At 68.7% G+C, this 20071-nt stretch carries 18 protein-coding genes; 6 read left to right on the plus strand and 12 right to left on the minus strand.

The window, feature by feature from the left end; translation table 11 throughout:
- Positions 1–100: 100 nt before the first annotated feature.
- Positions 101–1234 carry a hypothetical protein gene (locus tag DMC61_RS00825; RefSeq protein ID WP_125686046.1) on the plus strand — a complete coding sequence of 378 codons (1134 nt, stop codon included), beginning with the start codon at positions 101–103 and terminating at the stop codon, positions 1232–1234.
- Here DMC61_RS00825 and DMC61_RS00830 read toward each other — a convergent pair.
- The 4 genes from DMC61_RS00830 to DMC61_RS00845 all read right to left on the minus strand — a co-directional run bounded on the left by DMC61_RS00830 (position 1231) and on the right by DMC61_RS00845 (position 6623).
- Positions 1231–1941, minus strand: coding sequence for a hypothetical protein (locus DMC61_RS00830; RefSeq protein WP_125686048.1), 711 nt, complete (start codon positions 1939–1941; stop codon positions 1231–1233). The two genes, DMC61_RS00825 and DMC61_RS00830, sit on opposite strands and share 4 nt — an antisense overlap.
- A 272-nt stretch (positions 1942–2213) precedes the next feature.
- Positions 2214–4811, minus strand: a complete 2598-nt coding sequence (gene clpB / locus DMC61_RS00835) for an ATP-dependent chaperone ClpB (protein ID WP_016338138.1) — start codon at positions 4809–4811, stop codon at positions 2214–2216.
- Between the two features lie 87 nt (positions 4812–4898).
- A complete protein-coding gene (locus DMC61_RS00840; RefSeq protein WP_125686050.1) occupies positions 4899–6083 on the minus strand; it encodes an MFS transporter in 1185 nt (394 codons plus the stop codon).
- Between the two features lie 75 nt (positions 6084–6158).
- The gene (locus tag DMC61_RS00845) at positions 6159–6623 is read right to left on the minus strand and encodes a MarR family winged helix-turn-helix transcriptional regulator (RefSeq protein WP_016338140.1); all 465 of its coding nucleotides are present in this window, start codon (positions 6621–6623) and stop codon (positions 6159–6161) included.
- 271 nt (positions 6624–6894) lie between these two features.
- On the opposite strand from DMC61_RS00845, the gene DMC61_RS00850 reads away from it, so the two are divergent.
- The 4 genes from DMC61_RS00850 (at position 6895) to DMC61_RS00865 (ending at position 11045) form a co-directional block, all read left to right on the plus strand.
- Positions 6895–8100 carry a globin domain-containing protein gene (locus DMC61_RS00850; protein ID WP_016338141.1) on the plus strand — a complete coding sequence of 402 codons (1206 nt, stop codon included), beginning with the start codon at positions 6895–6897 and terminating at the stop codon, positions 8098–8100.
- Positions 8101–8331: 231 nt separating this feature from the next.
- The gene (locus tag DMC61_RS00855; protein WP_370456380.1) at positions 8332–9540 is read left to right on the plus strand and encodes a globin domain-containing protein; all 1209 of its coding nucleotides are present in this window, start codon (positions 8332–8334) and stop codon (positions 9538–9540) included.
- 159 nt (positions 9541–9699) lie between these two features.
- Positions 9700–10452, plus strand: a complete 753-nt coding sequence (locus DMC61_RS00860; protein WP_125686052.1) for a lytic polysaccharide monooxygenase — start codon at positions 9700–9702, stop codon at positions 10450–10452.
- Entirely contained in the window at positions 10449–11045 is a 597-nt protein-coding gene (locus tag DMC61_RS00865; protein ID WP_125686054.1) for a DUF305 domain-containing protein, read from the plus strand. The genes DMC61_RS00860 and DMC61_RS00865 overlap by 4 nt, the downstream gene beginning before the upstream one ends.
- Before the next feature lie 49 nt (positions 11046–11094).
- Here the strand turns inward: DMC61_RS00865 and DMC61_RS00870 are convergent, their stop codons facing one another.
- The 7 genes from DMC61_RS00870 to DMC61_RS00900 all read right to left on the minus strand — a co-directional run bounded on the left by DMC61_RS00870 (position 11095) and on the right by DMC61_RS00900 (position 18376).
- Entirely contained in the window at positions 11095–11523 is a 429-nt protein-coding gene (locus tag DMC61_RS00870; RefSeq protein ID WP_125687058.1) for a heat shock protein transcriptional repressor HspR, read from the minus strand.
- Between the two features lie 5 nt (positions 11524–11528).
- On the minus strand, positions 11529–12701 hold the full coding sequence (gene dnaJ, locus DMC61_RS00875) for a molecular chaperone DnaJ (RefSeq protein ID WP_016338146.1): 1173 nt from the start codon (positions 12699–12701) through the stop codon (positions 11529–11531).
- A gap of 33 nt (positions 12702–12734) precedes the next feature.
- Entirely contained in the window at positions 12735–13472 is a 738-nt protein-coding gene (gene grpE, locus DMC61_RS00880) for a nucleotide exchange factor GrpE (RefSeq protein ID WP_016338147.1), read from the minus strand.
- Positions 13469–15340, minus strand: coding sequence for a molecular chaperone DnaK (gene dnaK, locus DMC61_RS00885; RefSeq protein ID WP_016338148.1), 1872 nt, complete (start codon positions 15338–15340; stop codon positions 13469–13471). Before dnaK ends, grpE begins: the two co-directional genes overlap by 4 nt.
- 166 nt (positions 15341–15506) lie before the next feature.
- Positions 15507–16913: an alpha/beta hydrolase gene (locus tag DMC61_RS00890; RefSeq protein ID WP_125686056.1), complete on the minus strand. Its 1407-nt coding sequence runs from the start codon at positions 16911–16913 to the stop codon at positions 15507–15509.
- Positions 16910–17581 (minus strand): DUF4097 family beta strand repeat-containing protein, encoded by a 672-nt coding sequence (locus DMC61_RS00895; protein ID WP_125686058.1) that lies wholly within the window; start codon positions 17579–17581, stop codon positions 16910–16912. The genes DMC61_RS00890 and DMC61_RS00895 overlap by 4 nt, the downstream gene beginning before the upstream one ends.
- A 27-nt stretch (positions 17582–17608) precedes the next feature.
- Entirely contained in the window at positions 17609–18376 is a 768-nt protein-coding gene (locus tag DMC61_RS00900) for a DUF4097 family beta strand repeat-containing protein (protein WP_125686060.1), read from the minus strand.
- A 161-nt stretch (positions 18377–18537) separates the two neighbouring features.
- Here DMC61_RS00900 and DMC61_RS00905 point away from each other — a divergent pair, with 161 nt between their 5' ends.
- Positions 18538–19077, plus strand: coding sequence for a YbhB/YbcL family Raf kinase inhibitor-like protein (locus DMC61_RS00905; RefSeq protein WP_125686062.1), 540 nt, complete (start codon positions 18538–18540; stop codon positions 19075–19077).
- Positions 19078–19616: 539 nt separating this feature from the next.
- Here the strand turns inward: DMC61_RS00905 and DMC61_RS00910 are convergent.
- Complete coding sequence (locus DMC61_RS00910) at positions 19617–20051, minus strand: GNAT family N-acetyltransferase (protein ID WP_125686064.1); 435 nt, start codon at positions 20049–20051, stop codon at positions 19617–19619.
- Positions 20052–20071 lie beyond the last annotated feature (20 nt).

Below are 20071 nucleotides of genomic sequence, written 5' to 3' on the forward strand. Positions count from 1 at the left end.
TCGGATTCCGGGAAGACGCTCGGATGAGCCGGGTGTGGGGGTCACCCACCGTGGGGATTTGACGTGCAATGGCCGGAGTCGGGAAGTATCGTCCGCCCCCATGGGGAAGCACAGCAGGCGAAAGCCGAGCTACCTGCCCAAAGTCGCGGTCGGCGCGGCGCCGCTGGCGCTGTTCCTCGCCGGCCCGGCCACCGCGATCGCCACCCAGACAGATCCGTCGATCCCGCTGCCCCTCGACCACCAGCGCGAAGGCAGCCTCGACCGCGGAGCCGGCTTCACCACCGAAGGTGACACGTCCGTCTTTCGCGGCTTCTTGACCAACACCGAACGGAACGTCTTCGGCAAGGACCTCGGCGACGCGAAGGTCGTCGCGGACGTTCGCCGCTCGGTGAGCGAGACCGTCGAGACCCGCGAGAGTGTCACCGCCCGCCCGGACAAGGTCGGCGCGCTCGGCGCGGCGAAGACCACCGAGACCCTCAAACAAGGTCAGCGCGAAGCCGTGAAGGTCGACCGCTACGGCAGTGTCGTCGCCGGGAACGAGACCGAACTGGAGCGGACCGGCTCCCGGCTGACCGAGGTCGCGCTCGACCCGCGTACCGGCGTCCCGACGTTCGTCTCCCAGGACGGCCGCGGTCTCCGCGCGGCCGAGGGGACCTATCACGCCGTCCGCCCGCTGTCCGGGGTCGGCGTGATCAACGAGACCGACCAGCGAGCCGCCGGCACCCTGGACCGCGCCGTCCGGCTCGACGGCGGATTCTCCGGCGACCTCGGTGGCGTGCTGGAGGCCGGGCGATCGTCCGGGCACGCGGTCGACGTCGGCGACCTCGCGGCCGTCGGGACGACGTCGGCGCAGCACGGCAACGGCCGGTTCAAGGGCGTTCTTCCGCTGGACGTCGGCTCGGGCACCGCCTTCGGCCAAGAGCACGCCCTCGGCGGCAACATCGGCCCGGGGACCGGGCTGGTGACCACCGGACAGGGCGTGGATCTGGCGCAACACCGAGGCGGGCTCGCGGGCTCCGGTTCGCACACGATCAGCGGCGACCTCGGCATCGGCGAGGTCGCGTCCGTGCGCGGCGCCACGACGTCGTCCGTGCGCGGGGTCCTGCCCACCGCCGATCCGGCGCAGGCGGGACATGTGACGCAGTCCGGGACGCTCGACCTGACCCTGCTCGGTCAGCCGTCGCACACCGGCTACACCGCCGGGGCACTCCCCCTGGAGCTCAAGCGGTCTTAATTCCCGGGCTCGATGTCGTCCGGGGTCTCGGCCTGCCAGTGGCGGCCCGGGGTCGAGGCGTTGTCGTACTCCTCGTCGAACGGGTCCACGATGTCGGCGATCTCGCCGAGGTCGCGCAGCAGCCGCTCGAGCCGCGACGGCCCGGCGTTCGGGGCGACGCTCGCGAGCACCCACTCGTTCTCCAGCCACGCCACGCCGACGTCGCCGCCGAGCGAGTCCGCCGCGTCGACGAGTTCCTGCGTGATCACCTTGCGGGCGCCCTCGGAATCGTCCGCGAAGGCGTAGCGCTGACCGATCGGGCCGAGCATCTCGGGCATGTCCTGGCGCTGGAACGGCACGCTGGACAGCCACATCTCCAGCGGCGTCTCGTGCTCGCGGTTGCAGCGCACGGCGACCACGACCGCCGGGATCTGGCCCTCGGTCTCGATGTCGAAGATGAAGACGGGGCGCCGCCCGTCGGAGGTGAAGGTGGACCCGGCCACGACGTTGACCGCCAGCTGCGCGCCGAAGTAGCCGATCGCGCCGTTGGACCACTGCCGCGGCAACCGCTCGTCCTCTTCGACGAACTGCCAGCCGCGCAGCTCGGCCCAGCGCATGCGCTCGCGATTGCGCGAGCCCTCCTTCGCCCGGTCGGCCGCGAGCAGCGCCAGCCCCGCCACCAAGGCGACGGCGGCGATGACGAACCAGATCCACGCCGGAATACCCACGACGGTCAGGGTATCCCCCTGCCCTCACCGGATGTGATCGCCGGGCGCCGTGTCGCGCGCCCCTTTCGGTGCGGGGGCCGGGAAAGACCACGAAAGACGCAGGGAAAGGTCGACAAATCGCTGTGTCGCCAATGCCATGAACGGTCCGTTCCTTGCGAAATTTGCAAGGAACGGACCGTTCATAGCGGTTCCGCGTGACTCGCGTGATCCGCCGGTGCCGCAGGTCGTGAGTGGCGAGGACGGTTCTAACCGTCCTCGCCACTCACGAGGCCTCAGTCCACCCGCGTGACCGTCAGGGCTTCCGACGCCTCCTGGGCCGGGATGTCCACCCGGACCGTGTCGCCGTCCCGGATCTCACCGGCCAGCAACTGCTTCGCCAGCTTGTCGCCGATCGCCGACTGCACGAGCCGCCGCAGCGGCCGCGCGCCGTAGATCGGGTCGAAGCCGTTCAGCGCGAGCCACTCGCGTGCCCCGTCGGTGACCTCCAGCGTCAGGCGGCGCCGCGAAAGCCGCGTGGCGAGCCGCTCGATCTGGATGTCCACAATGGACGTCAGCTCGTCGGTGCCCAGCGCGTGGAAGACCACGATGTCGTCCAACCGGTTCAGGAACTCCGGTTTGAACTGCCGCTGCACCACCGACATCACCGCGTCGTTGCGCTGACGTTCGTCGAGCGCCGGGTCGGCGATGGCCTGCGAGCCGAGGTTCGACGTCAGCACCAGGATCGTGTTGCGGAAGTCGACCGTGCGGCCCTGGCCGTCGGTGAGCCGTCCGTCGTCGAGCACCTGCAGCAGCACGTCGAACACGTCCGGGTGCGCCTTCTCGACCTCGTCGAGCAGCACCACCGAATACGGCCGCCTGCGCACCGACTCGGTCAGCTGCCCGCCCTGGTCGTAGCCGACGTAGCCCGGCGGCGCCCCGACCAGGCGCGCCACCGAATGCTTCTCGGCGTACTCGCTCATGTCGATCCGCAGCATCGCGCGCTCGTCGTCGAACAGGAACTCGGCCAGCGCCTTCGCCAGCTCGGTCTTGCCGACACCGGTCGGGCCGAGGAACAGGAACGAACCGGTCGGCCGGTCAGGGTCGGCGACGCCGGCCCGGGTGCGGCGCACCGCGTCCGAGACGACCTGCACGGCCTCCTTCTGCCCGACGACCCGCTTGCCGAGCTCCTCCTCCATCCGGAGCAGCTTGCCCGTCTCGCCTTCCAGCAGCCGCCCGGCCGGGATGCCGGTCCACGCGCTGACCACGTCGGCGACGTCGTCCGCGCTGACCTCCTCCTTGAGCATGACGTTCTGCTGGCTGACCTCGTTCGCCTCGGTCGCGGCCTGGAACTCCTTCTCCAGCGCGGGAATCCGGCCGTAGCGGAGTTCGGCGGCCTTGCCGAGGTCGCCGTCGCGTTCGGCGCGTTCGGACTCGCCGCGCAGCTGCTCCAGCTGCTCCTTGAGTTCGCGGACGCGTTCGATCGAGCCCTTCTCGTTCTGCCAGCGCGCGGTCAGCGCGGTCAGCGTTTCCCGCTTTTCGGCCAGTTCCGAGCGCAGCGCGGCGAGACGCTCCTTGGACGCGGCATCGTCCTCTTTGGACAATGCCATTTCTTCGATCTCCATACGCCGCACGGCGCGCTCGACCTCGTCGATCTCGACGGGCCGCGAGTCGATCTCCATGCGGAGCTTCGAGGCGGCCTCGTCGACCAGGTCGATCGCCTTGTCCGGCAGGAACCGGGCGGTGATGTAGCGGTCGGACAGCGTCGCGGCGGCGACCAGCGCGGCGTCGGTGATGCGCACACCGTGGTGCACCTCGTACCGCTCCTTGAGCCCGCGCAGGATGGCGATGGTGTCCTCGGGGGACGGTTCGCCGACCAGCACCTGCTGGAAGCGCCGCTCCAGCGCGGCGTCCTTCTCGATGTGCTCGCGGTACTCGTCGAGCGTGGTCGCGCCGACCATCCGCAGTTCGCCGCGGGCGAGCATCGGCTTGATCATGTTGCCCGCGTCCATCGCGCCCTCACCGGTCGCGCCGGCGCCGACGATGGTGTGCAGCTCGTCGATGAAGGTGACGACCTCGCCCGCGGAGTCGGTGATCTCCTTGAGCACGGCCTTCAGCCGCTCTTCGAACTCGCCGCGGAACTTGGCGCCCGCGACCATCGAGCCGAGGTCCAGCGCCACCACGCGCTTGCCGCGCAGCGACTCCGGCACGTCACCGGCGACGATGCGCTGGGCGAGCCCTTCGACGATGGCCGTCTTGCCGACGCCCGGCTCGCCGATCAGCACCGGGTTGTTCTTGGTGCGGCGCGAGAGCACCTGCACCACGCGGCGGATCTCGGTGTCGCGGCCGATCACCGGGTCCAGCTCGCCGGCACGGGCGCGCTCGGTCAGGTCGACGCCGTACTTCTCCAGCGCTTTGAACGTGCTTTCGGGATCCGCGCTGGTGATCCGCGCGGAGCCGCGCACCTTGGCGAACGCGTCGCGCAGCGCGTCCGGGGTGGCGCCGTGCCGTTTGAGCAGCTCGGCCACCGGCCCGCCTTCGGTGGCGAGGCCGACGAGGAGGTGCTCCGTCGAGACGTACTCGTCGCCGAGCTCGGTCGCGAGCTTCTGCGCGTGCGTCAGCGCCTTGACGGCGTTCGTGTCGAACTGCGGGCTCGACACGGTGGCGCCGGTCGCCGACGGCAACGCCGCGATCAGCGGCTCCAGCTCCTTGTGCACCTGCGCCGGATCGGCCCCGACCGCGGTCAGCAGCGGTGCGGTGAGCCCCTCACCCTGCGCCAGCAGGGCGCCGAGCAGGTGCGCGGCCGCCACGTGCGGGTTCCCCGCCATCGTGGCCGCCTGCGCCGCCGACGAGATCGCCTGCTGGGTCTTCGTGGTCGGGTTGAAAGCGTCCATCCCTCACCTCGTACTAGGTCCTGCCAAATCCTGTCGACAGGTACAACGTCAGAAAAGTTGAGTCTGTTCCGCTCAACTTGAGAAAGTTCAGCGCCCGGTCGGCGAGACGGCCTCCGCGGGCAGGCGCGGACCCACCCGGCCGAGGCCGACGACGGCCGTGCAGGCGCACGCGGCCACGAGCACCCACGGGATCCAGACTGCCACGGAGAACAGCGCGACGACGGCCGGAGCGATCACCGCGGCGAGCGTGAACGCGTATTGGAAGGCCGCCAGATACCGGCCTCGCGCCTCCGGTGGCGCCGCCGCTTCGGCGAGCGCCCCGGAGCGCGGACCGAAGGCGAGATCGCCCGCGGCCAGCACGAGGGTCGCGCCGAGCAGGTAAACCGGCTGGAACACCTTCGGCACGAAGACCACCATCAGGCAAGCCAGGCACCACACCGCGAACAACGCCGAACCCACGCGCATCGCGGCGATCCGGGTCAGCTTCCTGGTCAGCCGCAGCCCGACGACTCCACCCAGACTGGTGACGACGGTGAGCAGCGCGATGATCGCCCCGGGAAGCCATCGAGGCCCATGCAATGCGTTGAAGATGTACACCGGCATCCCGATGAGGAAGAAGTCCATCGTGAGCGCGAAGAGGCCGCTGAACACGATGAGCGCCAGGTACGGGCGGTTCCGCCAGACCCGCGCGGACGCCGAGCACCGCGGCAGGTGCCGGGGGACCGGCGTGACGAGTGTCGCGAGGATCGCCGCGGCGATGACGAAGGTCGCGACGTCCAGCATCACGACGACATAGAGGCCTTCGCGCCCCACCCACACGAGCAGCCCCGCCGCCGCGAGCCCGCCCAGCCCGAAGCCCGCGGAGCGGACCATCGCGGCTTCGGCGAACGGCCGGTCCTTCGGTCCTTCTCCGGCGACGTCGGCGATGAGCGAGAACTGCGAGCTGTAGAACAGCTGCTGCCCGGCCGCGAGCATGACGGACGCCCCGACGACCCCGGCGAATCCTTCGGCCAGCAGGAAAGCGCTCACGCCGGCGGCTTGCAGGACGTGGGAGCAGATCATCACCGTCCGCGGGCCGATCAGGTCGACGAGCCGTCCGGCGAACGCCGGGACGAGCAGGCCCGCCAGTGCACCGAGAGTGACCGCACTCCCCGCCTGAGCGAGGGGAAGACCCACCACACGGATGACGAAGACCAGCCCGAGCGGGAGGAACAGTCCCGAGCCGAAGTTGTCGATTCCCAAGGCGACCAGCAATGCGACCCGGTTACGCACTGATACGACGCTACCGGCGTCACGGCGCTACGAAAGGTCCGTTCAGTCAAGACCGGCGGGTAGCAACGGCCCCGGTCAGACGTCACAGGTCCGCACGGACAGGGCGGCGCGGACATCGGCGTTCATCTCCGCCAGGCGCGTGGTCAGTTCGAGCACCTTTTCGTCGTCCCAGTCACCGAGCGCGCGCTCCATGAACTCCAGATAACCGGCCCGCCGACGCCCCAGCTCCGCACGCCCGCGCTCGGAGATGCTGATGATCGACGCGCGGCCGTCTTCGGGGGCGGGACGGCGGTCGACCATGCCCGCCGCGGACAGCTGGGAGATTTGACGACTTACGACCGAAAGGTCCACAAAGCGTCGTTTGGCCAATTCGGACGGCCGCGCCTCACCGTGCTTCGCGAGATCCGACAGCAGCATCGCAGCCGCCGGATGCAGCCCGGGGTCGTCCTGCCACGCCTGCATTATCCAGGCGTGCTGCAGCTGGGAGGCGGCCTTCAGCTCACGCATCAGCTCGACCCTGGCGTCGTCCGCGGAGCTCATCGGTCCCTCCTGGCTACTTGTACAGTACAACTTTATTCGGCGACACTTGCGTAAGACAACTATTTACCTCGTGAGATCGCCCACTGCCGACCGGTTTCGAGTACACCCGTCCGGAGCAACGATGCGGGCAAAAGGTCTCTCGGCGGCTAGTCTCGCGAACGAGCCGGAATTCAGCCGACCGGCCCGACAGCCACTGACCGGAGAGGTGAATGATCCGTGAATTCTTCTCCAGTGGACCCTCGTTCGTGAACCTGGGGAACTGTCTTCCGGTATGCGCTTCCCGATCAGCGACTCCCAGCCCGTGACGGCCGACGCGGTCAGCCCGGTCCCGCGGTCTTCGGCGCCGCGCGAAGCCCCGCCCGCGGTCACCGCGATGGTGCGGCTCATCCGGGACACCTGGGCGAAGTCCGAACCCTTCATCCCGGAGATCTCCCAGTTCTTCTACGGGATGCTGTTCACCCTCGCGCCCGCCACCCGCGACTTCTTCCCGATCAACATGGAGGTCCAGCGCGGCAGGCTGGTCCGCGCGCTGGTCCACATCGTGCAGATGGTCGACCGGCCGGACGACCTCGTCCCGTTCCTGACCCAGCTCGGCCGCGACCACCGCAAGTTCGGCGTCATCCCGCGGCACTACGAGGCCGTCGGCACCGCACTGCTCGCCTCGCTCAAGAACCACCTCGGTCCGGACTGGACACCCGAGGTCGAACGGGCCTGGGCGGAGGCCTTCACCATCGTCGCCCGCGCGATGCAGGAGGCCGCCGCGGCCGACGTCAACCCGGCGTCGTGGTCGGCGACCGTCCTCGAACACCGGCGGCTCACCTGGGATCTCGCCCTGGTCCGCGTCCAGCCCGAATTCCCGGTGCCGTACCAGCCCGGTCAGTACATGAGCGTCGAAGTACCGCAGCGGCCGAGGCTCTGGCGCTACCTTTCGCCGGCGAACGCGCCGCGCGAGGACGGCGGCATCGAGTTCCACGTGCGCGCGGTCGACGGCGGATGGGTGTCGCGCGCCATCGTGAGCCACACGCAGCCCGGCGACGTCTGGCGGCTCGGGCCGCCGCTCGGCAGGCTTTCGGTCGACCGCACCGACGGCCGCGGTGTCCTGATGATCGCGGGCGGCACCGGCATCGCGCCGCTGCGCGCCATTCTGGACGACCTCGCGCAGTGGGGCGAGAACCCGAAGGTCCAGTTGTTCTACGGCGGACCGTCGCGTGAGGACCTCTACGACCTCGACGAGTTGCGTGCCCTCGCGGCCACGAACCCGTGGCTCACCGTGACCCCGGTGGTCGAGCGCGGCGAAGAAGCCCCCGGCTGCGTCCAGGGCACGCTCGCGGAAGCCGTTACGCAGCAAGGGTCCTGGCCGGGGCACCGGATCCTCGTCGCCGGTTCGCCCGCGATGATCCGGGCGACAGTGTCCCGGATGCTGGTCGCGGGCAGCGCGCTCGACCAGATCGCGTACGACCCCTTCACCATCGACTAGCGAATTCGATTCCCGGAAAGCCACCCGATCGGCCGATCACGCTTTCCTTTACTTAGTGCCAGACGGGGTTGACGGCGCGTATATCGTTTGCTCCGATCGAGCGGGAAACAAACATTATCGGGCCCTTTCGCGACTTTCGGGCATACAGTCGGGAACCCTCGGGGGAACACGAGCACGATGACATCGGGTCTGGAGAATATGCCCGATCCAACTGGAGAAAATCGTTCACCCATGACTGCCGAAACAGTGAAATACGAGCATCCACCCGGTTCGTCCAGATCTTCACCGATCGCCGTCCCGCCTTTGATCGAGACGCCGACGGCGGACAAGTCCGTGCAGCTGGCCAAGCTCATCAGGGAGAGTTTCGCCGCCGTCGAAACGAAGTCCGAGGAGTTGTCCCAATACTTCTACGGGGCGCTCTTCGCCGTTTCGCCCGACGCCAGGGCGCTGTTCCCGATCAACATGGCGACGCAGCGAAATCGTTTGCTGCGCGCCCTCGTCTACGTCGTGCAGATGGTGGACCGGCCCGACGAACTGGCCACGTTCCTCGGCCAGCTCGGCCGGGACCACCGGAAGTTCGACGTCCTCGGCCGCCATTACGACGCCGTCGGCGTCGCGCTGATCGCCGCGTTGAAGAGATTCTTGAAGGACGACTGGACTCCCGAGGTGGAGGACGCCTGGGTCACCGCGTACGGCGTCATTTCGAAGAGCATGCGCGAGGCCGCCGGCAAGGAGACCGGGCCGGCGTGGTGGAAGGCGACCGTCATCGAACACCGCGTCGTGTCCCGCGACGTCGCCATCGTCAAGGTGCGCACCGATCAGCCGCTCCCGTACCGGGCCGGTGGCTACGTCAGCGTCGAGGTTCCGCAACGGCCGCGGATGTGGCGGTACTTCTCACCCGCCACCGCCCCGCACGACGACGGGACGATGGAGTTCCACGTGCACGCCGTGCGCGGCGGCTGGGTCTCGCGCGCGATCGTCCACCACACCCGGTTCGGCGACGTCTGGCGCCTCGGCCCGTCGCTCGGCGCGCTTTCGGTGAACCACACGGAGAGCCGTCCCCTGCTGATGATCGGCGGTGGCACCGGCGTCGCGCCGCTGCTCGCCCTGCTCGACGACATGTCGCGCTGGAAGAACAACCCGCCGGTGCACCTGTTCTTCGGCGGCCGCCGTCCGGAAGACCTCTACGCCCTCGACCAGCTCCGCGGGCTCGCCGTCACCTGCCCTTGGCTGACGGTGACACCGGTGACCGAGGAAGGCGCCATCACCGGCGGCGACCGCGGCACGCTGGCCACGGCGGTCACCCAGCGCGGGGCGTGGAAGGAGCGCGACGTGTACGTCGCCGGGTCACCGTCGATGATCCGGGCGACGATCGCGAAACTGCTCGCCGCGGGCACGGACCTGGGGCGGATCAAATACGACCCCTTCACCCTGGACTGAGCCGATGCTTCGTTCGTATTAGGCCGATCGGCTGTTCCACCTGGGCTCGACGCAGCAGTAGGTCAGTGAATCATTGACCACGGTCACCGGCGGATTTATGGTCTAGACCACATTGCTCCCCGTCGCGGGAACACCGTCGTTCCATCCCCAGGAGCCGGCATGACCGTCAAACGCAAGCTCGTGGCAGCCGCCGCCGGTGCGATCCTCGCCCCGATCGCCATCGTCGCCATCCCGCAGGTGGCCAGCGCCCACGGCTATGTGCTGTCCCCGCCCAGCCGCCAGGCGAACTGCGCCCAAGGCAAGGTTTCCGGCTGCGGTGCCATCGTCTACGAACCGCAGAGCGTCGAAGGCCCCAAGGGGCTCCGCAGCTGCAACGGCGGTCTTCCCGGATTCGCCGAGCTCAACGACGAGTCGAAGCCGTGGCCCGCCGCGTCGGTCGGCAACAGCGTGACCTTCAACTGGAAGTTCACCGCCTACCACCGGACCACGAACTACGAGTACTACATCGGCGGCACCAAGATCGCCGACATCAGCGGGAACAACTCCGCGCCGAAGGACCCGACGTCGCACACGGTGAGCCTGAACGGCTTCAGCGGCCGCCAGAAGGTGCTCGCCATCTGGAACATCGCGGACACGCCGATGGCCTTCTACAGCTGCATCGACCTGCAGATCGGCGGCGGCAACCCGCCCACCACCAGCAATCCGCCGACCACGAGCAACCCGCCCACGACGTCGAACCCGCCGACCAGCACCAGCAACCCGCCCACCGGCGGCACCTGGGCGGCCGGAACGTCCTACGCGGTCGGCAGCACGGTGACCTACGGCGGCGTGACCTACCGGTGCCAGATGGCGCATACCGCGATCCAAGGCTGGGAACCGCCGAACACGCCCGCCCTTTGGACGCGGCAGTGAAGCTGGCCCTCGTTCTCGTCGCCGGTCTCGTGGCCCTCGCGGGCTGCGGGGCCGGCGACGGCTCACCCACCAGCGCCGGTGCCCCGATCTCCCCCGTCCCCCAGTCGGCCGGGGCGTCCGCGGAGTACAACGACGCCGACGTGATGTTCCTGCAGATGATGATCGCCCACAACAACCAGGGCGTGGAGATCGTCAAGCTGGTCAAGGCCAAGCAGGGGCAGAAGCAGGAGCTGACGAATCTCGCCGCCGCCATCGAGGCGACGCAGCAGACCGAGACCACCGACATGCGGAACTGGCTGAAGGCCTGGGGCAAACCCGAGACGGGCTCGGCGGATCCGCACGCGCATCACCACCACGGTGGCGACGGGCTCACCGACAAGGGACTCCTCGAAGCACTGTCCAAAAAGGATGGTGCGGAGTTCAGCCTGGACTTCGCGGACATCTTCGTGGCGCACCAGCACAACGGGGTGGCGCTGGCGAGGACCGAGCTGAAGGACGGGAAGAACCCCGAAGCGAAGGCGCTGGCCCAGCGGATCCAGGACTCGCGCACCGGCGAGGTCCAGCAGATCCGGTCCCTGGTGCCCGGCCAGTGACGCAGTTAGTCCTCTAAATGCCGGGCTGACGCCCGGAGCATTTAGAGGACTAAGTGCGTTTTTTGGGCTTCCAGACCACGAGTGCCGTCTGCTGCCGCAGGGGAACGAGATCCTTGCGGTAGGAGGCGTGCACGGCCGCGGCCGTCTGTTCGGCGGCGAGGTACGCCGCGGTGAGCTCCTCGGTCAGTTCGGCGATACGCGAGCGAAGCGCGTCGACCTGGTTCTCCAGCTCGATGATCCGCTTGATGCCGGCGAGATTGACACCGTCCTCTTGGGACAGTCGCTGCACTTCGCGCAGCAACGCGATGTCCCGCATCGAGTAACGGCGTCCACCGCCGGACGTTCGGCCCGGCGACACGAGACCCTGGCGGTCGTAGGACCGCAGGGTCTGCGCGTGCAGGCCGGAAAGCTGCGCCGCCACCGAAATGACGAACACCGGGGTGTCCTCGTCCGCACCGTGCGGCAGCCCGCCGAACATCGTGCTCACCTGCCTTCGAGAAGTTCGGTGATCTCCGGTCGCGGATCGTGGTCGGCCATGGCCTCCGCGTAGGCCTCCAGCGCCTCACGGGCCTTGTCGTCCAATTTGGCCGGGATGGCCGCCTGCAGGGTGACCAGCAGATCGCCCTGCGAGCCGTCACGTTTCGCGATTCCCTTGCCGCGCACACGAAGCACGCGACCGCTCGCCGTACCCTGCGGCACCTTCAGCGAGACCTTGCCCTCGAGCGTCGGCACGGTGATCGTGCCGCCGAGGGCCAGTTCCGCGAAGGACACCGGCACGGTGATAGTCAGGTCGAGGTCCTTGCGCCCGAACAACGCGTGCGGAGCGACGTGCACCCGGACGTACAGATCGCCAGGCTGCGCGCCGCCACGGCCCGGTTCGCCCTGGCCCGCCAGCCGGATCCGCTGGTCGTCGGCGACGCCCGGCGGGATCCGCACGGTGAGGGTGCGGGTGCGGGTGCTGATGCCCTCGCCCGCGCATTCCGGGCACGGGTCGTCGATGATCTTGCCGCGGCCGCGGCAGTCGCGGCACGGCTCGGAGAACGCGAACGCGCCCTGGCTGCGGCTGACCAGCCCGCTGCCCTGGCAAGTCGCACACGTCCTCGGAGAGGTCCCCGGCTTCGCGCCGTTGCCACCGCAGGTGGAACAGGTCGCCGGGCTCGACAGCCGCAGCGGCAGGGTCGCGCCCTTGACCGCCTCGGCGAAGTCGATCCGGACGTCGGTCTCCACGTCGGCACCGCGTTGCGGCCGGTTCGCCGTGGCACCGGCCGCGGCGCCGCGGCGGCCGAAGAGGCCACCGAGGATGTCGCCGAGACCGCCGAAACCGCCCTGCTGCTGACCCGCCTGGCCGAAGATGTCGCCGACGTCGAACCCGCCGCCGGCACCCCCGCCCGGGAAGCCGAAGCCACCGGGACCGCCGGAGCCGAAGAGGCGGCGAGCCTCGTCGTACTCTTTGCGCTTGGACGTGTCGGACAGCACGCCGTACGCCTCGGAGACCGCCTTGAACTTCTTCTCGGCCTCCGCGTTGCCCGCGTTGGCGTCGGGGTGGTTCTCCTTGGCCAGCTTGCGGTAGGCCTTCTTGATCTCGTCCGCGGTGGCGTCGGAGGAGACGCCCAGTTCACGGTAGAAGTCCTTACCGATCCATTCCCGTGCACTCACCGAACGTCTCCTCCTTTCACGCCGTATCGCCGATCAGCGGTTGTTCTCATCGAAAAGTTCGCCCTCGAGCGGCAGTTCGCCGCCCACCGGCGGGTCCACCGGGGCGCCACCCGGCTCGTGGTCGGTGACCCCGACCATCGCCGGACGCAGCACGCGCTCGCCGAAGCGGTAACCGCGGCGCATGACCATGGTGACCGTCGGTCCGGTGACGTCCGGAGACGTGCTGTGCTGCACGGCCTCGTGCACGCTCGGGTCGAAGGGCTCGCCCTCGGCGCCGAACGCTTCGAGGCCCGACCGCTGCAGGCTCCCGACCAGCTTCTCGCCGACCGCCTTGAAGGCACCGGTCAGATCGCCGTGCTGCTCCGCGCGCTCGAGGTCGTCGAGCAGCGGAAGCAGGTCGCCGACGACCGACGCCTTCGCGCCGACGACGACCTGCTCGCGGTCGCGGTCCACGCGCTTGCGGTAGTTGGCGTACTCCGCCTGGAGGCGCTGGAGGTCTGCGGTGCGTTCCGCCAGCTCCTTCTCCAGACCGGTGGCCACCGACACGGAGTCGTCCACAATGGACTCCCCGAGGCCGGGGCCCGCGTGTGCCGCGGGCTCCGGTTCGACGGTGTCTTCGGCCGGAGCGGCGTGCTTCGGACCATCCTGGGTTTCGGCGGCCGGGGCGGCCGAGCGGACCTCACCGGTCAGCGGGTCGATCCGCCTACGGTCCCGCACGACCACCGGTTCCTCCGGGCCCCGGCCCTCGGTTTCGTCGTAGCGTCCCGTCACTTCTTGTCCTTCTCGTCCTCTTCGACGATCTCGGCGTCGACGACGTCGTCTGCCTTGGCCTGCGAACCGGTGCCCGCGCCCGCCGCACCGGCGGCGCCTTCACCGGCGGCACCTTCGGCGCCCGGGGTGGCGTTGGCGTAGAGCGCGGTGCCCAGCTCCTGCGAAGCGGTGTTCAGCTTCTCGATGGACTCGCGGATCTTCGCCGAGTCGGTGCCCTTGAGCGCCTCGTTGGCCTCGTCGATCGCGGACTTCACCTTGCCCTTGAGCTCGTCGGGCAGCTTGTCCTCGTTGTCCTTGACGAACTTCTCGGTCTGGTAGACCAGCGTCTCCGCCTGGTTGCGGGTCTCCGCCTCCTCGCGGCGCTGCTTGTCCTCCTCGGCGTGCGCCTCGGCGTCCTTGACCATGCGCTCGATGTCGTCCTTCGGCAGCGCGGAGCCACCGGTGATCGTCATCGACTGCTCCTTGTTCGTGCCCAGGTCCTTCGCGAGGACGTGCACGATGCCGTTGGCGTCGATGTCGAAGGTGACCTCGATCTGCGGCACGCCACGCGGGGCGGGCGGGAGACCGGTCAGCTCGAACATGCCGAGCTTCTTGTTGTGCGCGGCGATCTCGCGCTCACCCTGGAACACCTGGATCTGCACCGACGGCTGGTTGTCGTCCGCGGTGGAGAAGATCTCCGAACGCTTGGTCGGGATCGTGGTGTTGCGCTCGATGAGCTTGGTGAACACGCCGCCCTTGGTCTCGATGCCCAGCGAAAGCGGGGTCACGTCGAGCAGCAGGACGTCCTTGACCTCGCCCTTGAGCACACCGGCCTGCAGCGCCGCGCCGACCGCGACGACCTCATCCGGGTTCACGCCCTTGTTCGGCTCGCGGCCGCCGGTCAGCTCCTTGACCAGCTCGGACACGGCCGGCATGCGGGTGGAACCACCCACGAGCACGACGTGGTCGATGTCGCCGACGGCGACACCCGCGTCACGGATGACGTTGTTGAACGGCTTGCGGGTGCGCTCGAGCAGGTCCGAGGTGATCTTCTGGAACTCGGCGCGGGAGAGCTGCTCGTCGAGGAACAGCGGGTTCTTGTCCGCGTCCACGGTGATGTACGGCAGGTTGATGCTGGCCGAGTTCGAGCTGGACAGCTCGATCTTCGCCTTCTCGGCGGCCTCACGGATGCGCTGGAGCGCCATCTTGTCCTTGGTGAGGTCGATGCCGTTGGACGACTTGAACTTGTCGACCAGCCAGGTGACGATCCGCTCGTCCCAGTCGTCACCGCCGAGGTGGTTGTCACCGGAGGTGGCGCGGACCTCGACGACACCCTCGCCGATCTCCAGCAGCGAGACGTCGAACGTACCGCCACCGAGGTCGAAGACCAGGATGGTCTGTTCCTTCTCGCCCTTGTCGAGGCCGTACGCCAGCGCCGCCGCGGTGGGCTCGTTGACGATGCGGAGCACGTTCAGGCCGGCGATCTGCCCGGCTTCCTTCGTGGCCTGCCGCTGCGCGTCCTCGAAGTACGCGGGGACGGTGATGACCGCGTCGGTGATGGTCTCGCCCAGGTACGCCTCGGCGTCGCGCTTGAGCTTCATCAGCACGCGGGCGCTGATCTCCTGCGAGGTGTAGGCCTTGCCGTCGATCTCGGTCTTCCAGTCGGTACCGATGTGCCGCTTGACCGACCGGATGGTCCGGTCGACGTTCGTCACGGCCTGGTTCTTCGCCGGCTGACCGGTCAGCACTTCGCCGTTCTTGGCGAAGGCGACGATGGACGGGGTGGTGCGTGAACCTTCCGAGTTGGCGATGACCGTCGGCTCGCCGCCCTCAAGGACAGCGACGACCGAGTTGGTCGTGCCGAGGTCGATGCCGACCGCTCGCGCCATGGTGTGATCCTCCTGCTAGTTCGTGACCTGCACGTTCTCGCCCACCTTGAGCGGGCTCAACGCAAGTTGTATCGGGATGGTGGGGCTTCCGTCAAGCCGGACTTGAGTCACCCTCACTCAACCTTGTACCCGGCTCAACGTGCGGCGCGGTCGTCTTGTTCCCGGGCTACCGGCAGACCGTGCCCGGAGCGGGTGTGGCGCCGCTCACCAGGTACTTCGTCTCTTCCGTGCGCACGCAGGCCGAGTTCAGCAGGCCCGTGTGCCCGTACCCGGCGTCGACGAGCAACGTCGAATTCTCGATGTTCCTCGCGAGCCCCTTCGCCCAAACGAGCGGCGTCGCCGGATCGCGTTCACCGCCGACCACGAGGATCGGCGCGGCGCCGGTCACCTTCTGCGGTCGCGGCAGATAGGCGGACGGCACTGGCCAGCCCGCGCAGCCGCTCGCCATGTCCCAGAACTCCGAGTACCGCCAGCCGTGCGGCGAGAGCGCCTTCACCAGCCCCTGCATCGCCCTCATGTCGGCGTAGGAGGTGAACGGCGAGCCGAAGTCGTGACAGCCGATCGAGCGATACGCGCCGTAGGACGGGTCGAGCTGGGAGTACGGCAGCAACCCGTCCGCGTTACCCGCCGTCGCGGCGTCGATCGCCTTCGCCAGGCCGGGCCAGAACGCGGGCAGGATGAGGTTGCCGTAGACCCCGGCCGCCATCTCCTCGGCGGTCACGTTCCGCCCGAGCTGCTTCGACGGCACGCCACCGGGCGTCCGCATCAAGGCGTCGTAGGTGGCGAGGACGTCCTTGCCGCGAAGCACACAGTCGGCCGACGTCGTGCACCACTTCGCGAAGTCCTTGAGCGCGCCTTCGGTCGCGACGGCTTCTTCGAGGACCGCCTGCCTGGTCGGCCGCGAGTGGTCGATGGCGCCGTCGAGCACCATCGTCCGGATGCGGTCCGGGTACTTCTCCGCGTACACGGCGCCGAGTTCGGAACCGTAGGAGACGCCGAGCCAGTTCACCTTCGGCTCGCCGAGAGCGGCCCGGATCGCCTCGATGTCGTCCGCGGCGTGCCAAGTGTCCACAGAGGACAATGTGCGCCCGGTACGCTTCAGGCATTCCTCGCCCGACGCGCGGTTGTGCGCGAGGAGCCTGTCGTAATCGGCGCGGCTCCGCGGGAACCGGCTGACCGCCGGATCGTGCAGATCCGGCCCGCAGGTGATCGCGGGCGTGCTTTCGCCGACACCGCGCGGATCGAATCCGATGACGTCGAACCGCTGCCGCACTTCGGCCATTTCCGGCTTGTCCAGCGCGAAACCGCGGCCGCCGTACTTGAGCACGGTGACCCCGGCGCCACCGGGACCGCCCGGATTCGTCAGCAGCGAACCGATGCGGCGGGCGGGATCGGTCGCGGGCAGTTTCGCCAGCGCGATCGAAAATCCACCGCTCACGCGGAGGTTCGCGCATTCCAGCGTCGGCGCGTACTCGGTCGCGCACGGCTTCCAGTCGATCCCGGACGCGGCGGACGCCGCCGGCGCGGTGAGCGGAAGCAGGGTCAGCGCGGCGACGGCGGCGACGGTCTTCATGCGGGCTTCACCGTGATCGAGCCGGTGCCTGCCTGGAGGTCCAGGAGGTTCGCCGAAGCCTGGTCCTGCCGGACGCCGCCGGTCTCGACCTTGCCGACCTCCGCCTTCGCGCGGACCTGGTACGCGCCGTCGGGAACGGTGACGACGACCTTGCCGACCTCCGCGTTCGCGGTGACCGCGCCCGGCTTCGCGAGCCCGATTTCGATGTCGCCGGTGCCGGTACGCAGGTTGACCGGCCCGGAACTGCTCAGCACCTTCAAATCGCCGACGTCGCCCTTGAGGTCGACCGAGGCGGCGCGGGCGAGCGTGATCTTGCCGGTGCCGATGGACCCGGAAATCGCCAGTTCGCGCGGCACCACGACGTCGTAATCCACGCCGCACTGCTGGCAGCCGCCGAGGACCAGCGTGCCGTTCTCGACGCTGTGCGTCTTTCCGGGATTCTTGCCGGTGTATGTCACTTCGCGGCGAAGTGAGACGGGCGCGCCGTCCTCGACCCGGAGCGTGACCCCGCCGACCGGGACGTCCACCCGGATCGAGGTGATCTGCTCGGTGACGGGCGCGCCGTCACTCAGTTTCTGCTGGAATTCCCCTGTGCAGCCGACGATCCCGAAGGCGGTCAGCGCGCCGAGAGCGAGCGCGCCGAGGACGCGCTTCTCCTTGTTCCCCATGAGAAAGTATTCCCCCGATGAATTCGGTCAGGCCGCTTGGACCTTGACGCTTCCGCTGTCGGTGTTGAGATCGAGCTTGTGCTGTGCCGAACCGGACTGGTTCACGTCGATGTCGCGGTTCCCGCTGCCGGAGCCGCCGGTGACGTTGTACTCACCGGGCGGGACGGTGACTTCGACCGAACCGCTGTCGGTCTGCGCGGTGACGTCCGCGCCCTTGAGCAGTTCGAGTTCGATGCGGCCGCTGTCGGTGCGGGCCTCGACGTTGCCGCCGAGCCGTTCCCCCTTGATGGCACCGGAAGCCGCCTGCACGGTGACGGCCTGGCCGATGTTCGCCAATTCGACGCGGCCGGCGTCGGACCGCACCTTGACGGTGCCCGGCACGTCGGCGACGGACACGGCCCCGGAATCGACCATGACGTCCACAGTGGACACTCCGGCGACGTCGAGCGCTCCCGAGTTCAGCTTGCCCGAGACGGGGACACCGGCCGGGACCACCACGTCGTAGCCGACCTCGCAGGCGGTGCCGCACCCGGCCAGGATCAGCGTGTCGCCTTCCACGCGGAACGCGTCGCCCGGCTTGTTCCAGCGGTACTGGAACTCCTGGTGGATCCGGACCGGCCCTTCGCCGGCGCGGATCTTGACCCGGCCCTCGTCGTTGTCGATCCGCACGCTGCGGATCGGCTGGGTCACCTCCGAGGTGGCCTCCGCGCCGGACGGCCACCACCAGCCGAGGCCGGTGAGGACACCGACGCCGATCAACGCGATGCCTCCGATCGCGAGGAGTGGGCGCGCCATGGTCTTGAGTCCCTCCAGAGCAGGTTTTCGTGTAGCTCGACGCTAAGGGCAACGCGACGGGTTGGACATAGGGGTAACCCCCGGATTCGTCCCTGAACCCGCGCCGGGGTCCTCGGGGTCATAACCTGACTTCGTCATCTGTTCAACGACCAGGAGGACGCATGCCGCAGGCACCCGATCCGTACGACTTCCTGCCCGATCTGCCTGCCTTCACCCTGAGCAGCACCGACATCGAGGAGGGCGGCTTCCTGCCGACGCCGCAGCTCTCCGGGATCTTCGGCGCGGGCGGCGAGGACCGTTCCCCGCAGCTGTCCTGGGAGGGTTTCCCCGCGGAGACCAAGAGTTTCGCGGTCACCTGCTACGACCCCGACGCCCCGACGGCGAGCGGGTTCTGGCACTGGGCGGTGTTCGACATCCCCGCGTCGGTGACCGCACTGGCCGCGAACGCCGGCGACGAGGCGGGCTCCGGTCTGCCGGAGGGCGCTGTCACCCTGAAGGGGGACGGTGGCGTGAAGCAGTTCCTCGGCGCCGCCCCGCCGCCCGGACACGGGCCGCACCGGTACATCTTCACGGTGCACGCCGTCGACGTCGAAAAACTGGACGTCGGCGAGGACGCTACGCCGGCTTTCCTCGGCTTCAACCTCTTCGGTCACGCGATCGCCCGGGCGTCGCTGACGGCCCTGCACGAGAACAAGGGCTGACCGGTACAGGTGGTCGTGAGTGGCGTTTCGGGTTAGAACCCGAAACGCCACTCACGACCACTGGCTTGGGCACCCCAGTACATGAAGGCCCCTTTCCTTGCGCCTGGCGCGAGGAAAGGGGCCTTCATGTACTGGGGGAAGGAGTTTCCTCGGCTGAGCCGAGTGATGCGGGCCTTCACGCGCCGCCGTGGTGATTGCTGTGGTTGCCGGTGCAGGTGAGCTGCAGGTGGTGATCTCTGAGGGTACTGAAGGCCTCCTTCACTACCCTCAGGGTAGGCAAGGAGGCCTTCACGGACCCGGCCCGTGATCAGCGGCGGAACTCGCGTGGCCGAAGGCGGAACTCGCGTGATCAGAGGCAGAACACCCCGAGTGCGGCCTCCAATCACGCGAGTCACGTCTCTGATCACGCCGCGCCTGTGTGCCCAGTCCGTGAAGGCCTCCTTGAGGGACCCTGGGTCCCTCAAGGAGGCCTTCACGGACTTCGGACCAGTAGGTACATAGGACAGGTGGGTGCTGGCCGAAACGCCACTCACGACCCGCTACGCCTGCCCGTTCGCCCGGCCCCGCTCCATGTACTGCCCCTCGGGCGGGTCGCCGAAGCCGAACTGCCGGTACAGCCCGTGCGCGTCGGCGGTGTGCAGCATCCACCGGAACTCCGCGCCCGGCCCGTTGTCGATCATCTCCCGGACGAGTTCCTTGCCGAGCCCCGCGCCGCGTGCCTCGTCGACGACGAAGACGTCCGCGAGATACGCGCTGCCGATGGTGTCCGAGAACGCCCTCGCGAAGCCGACCAGACGACCGCTCGAAGCCTCGTACGCGCCCACGACGCGCCAAGCGTTCCTGAAGACCTTCTCGACCTGCTCGCGGTCTCGCCACTTGCCCCAGTAGACGCCGGTGGACAGGTGCTTCCACACCACGTCGAGGTCCACCCGTGCCGAGTCGTCATCCAGTTCGTACTCGCCGACGATCCTCATGAGCCGAACGCTACCCAGCA

The sequence above is a fragment of the Amycolatopsis sp. WAC 04169 genome, from assembly GCF_003947535.1.
GTDB classification, from domain to species: domain Bacteria; phylum Actinomycetota; class Actinomycetes; order Mycobacteriales; family Pseudonocardiaceae; genus Amycolatopsis; species Amycolatopsis keratiniphila.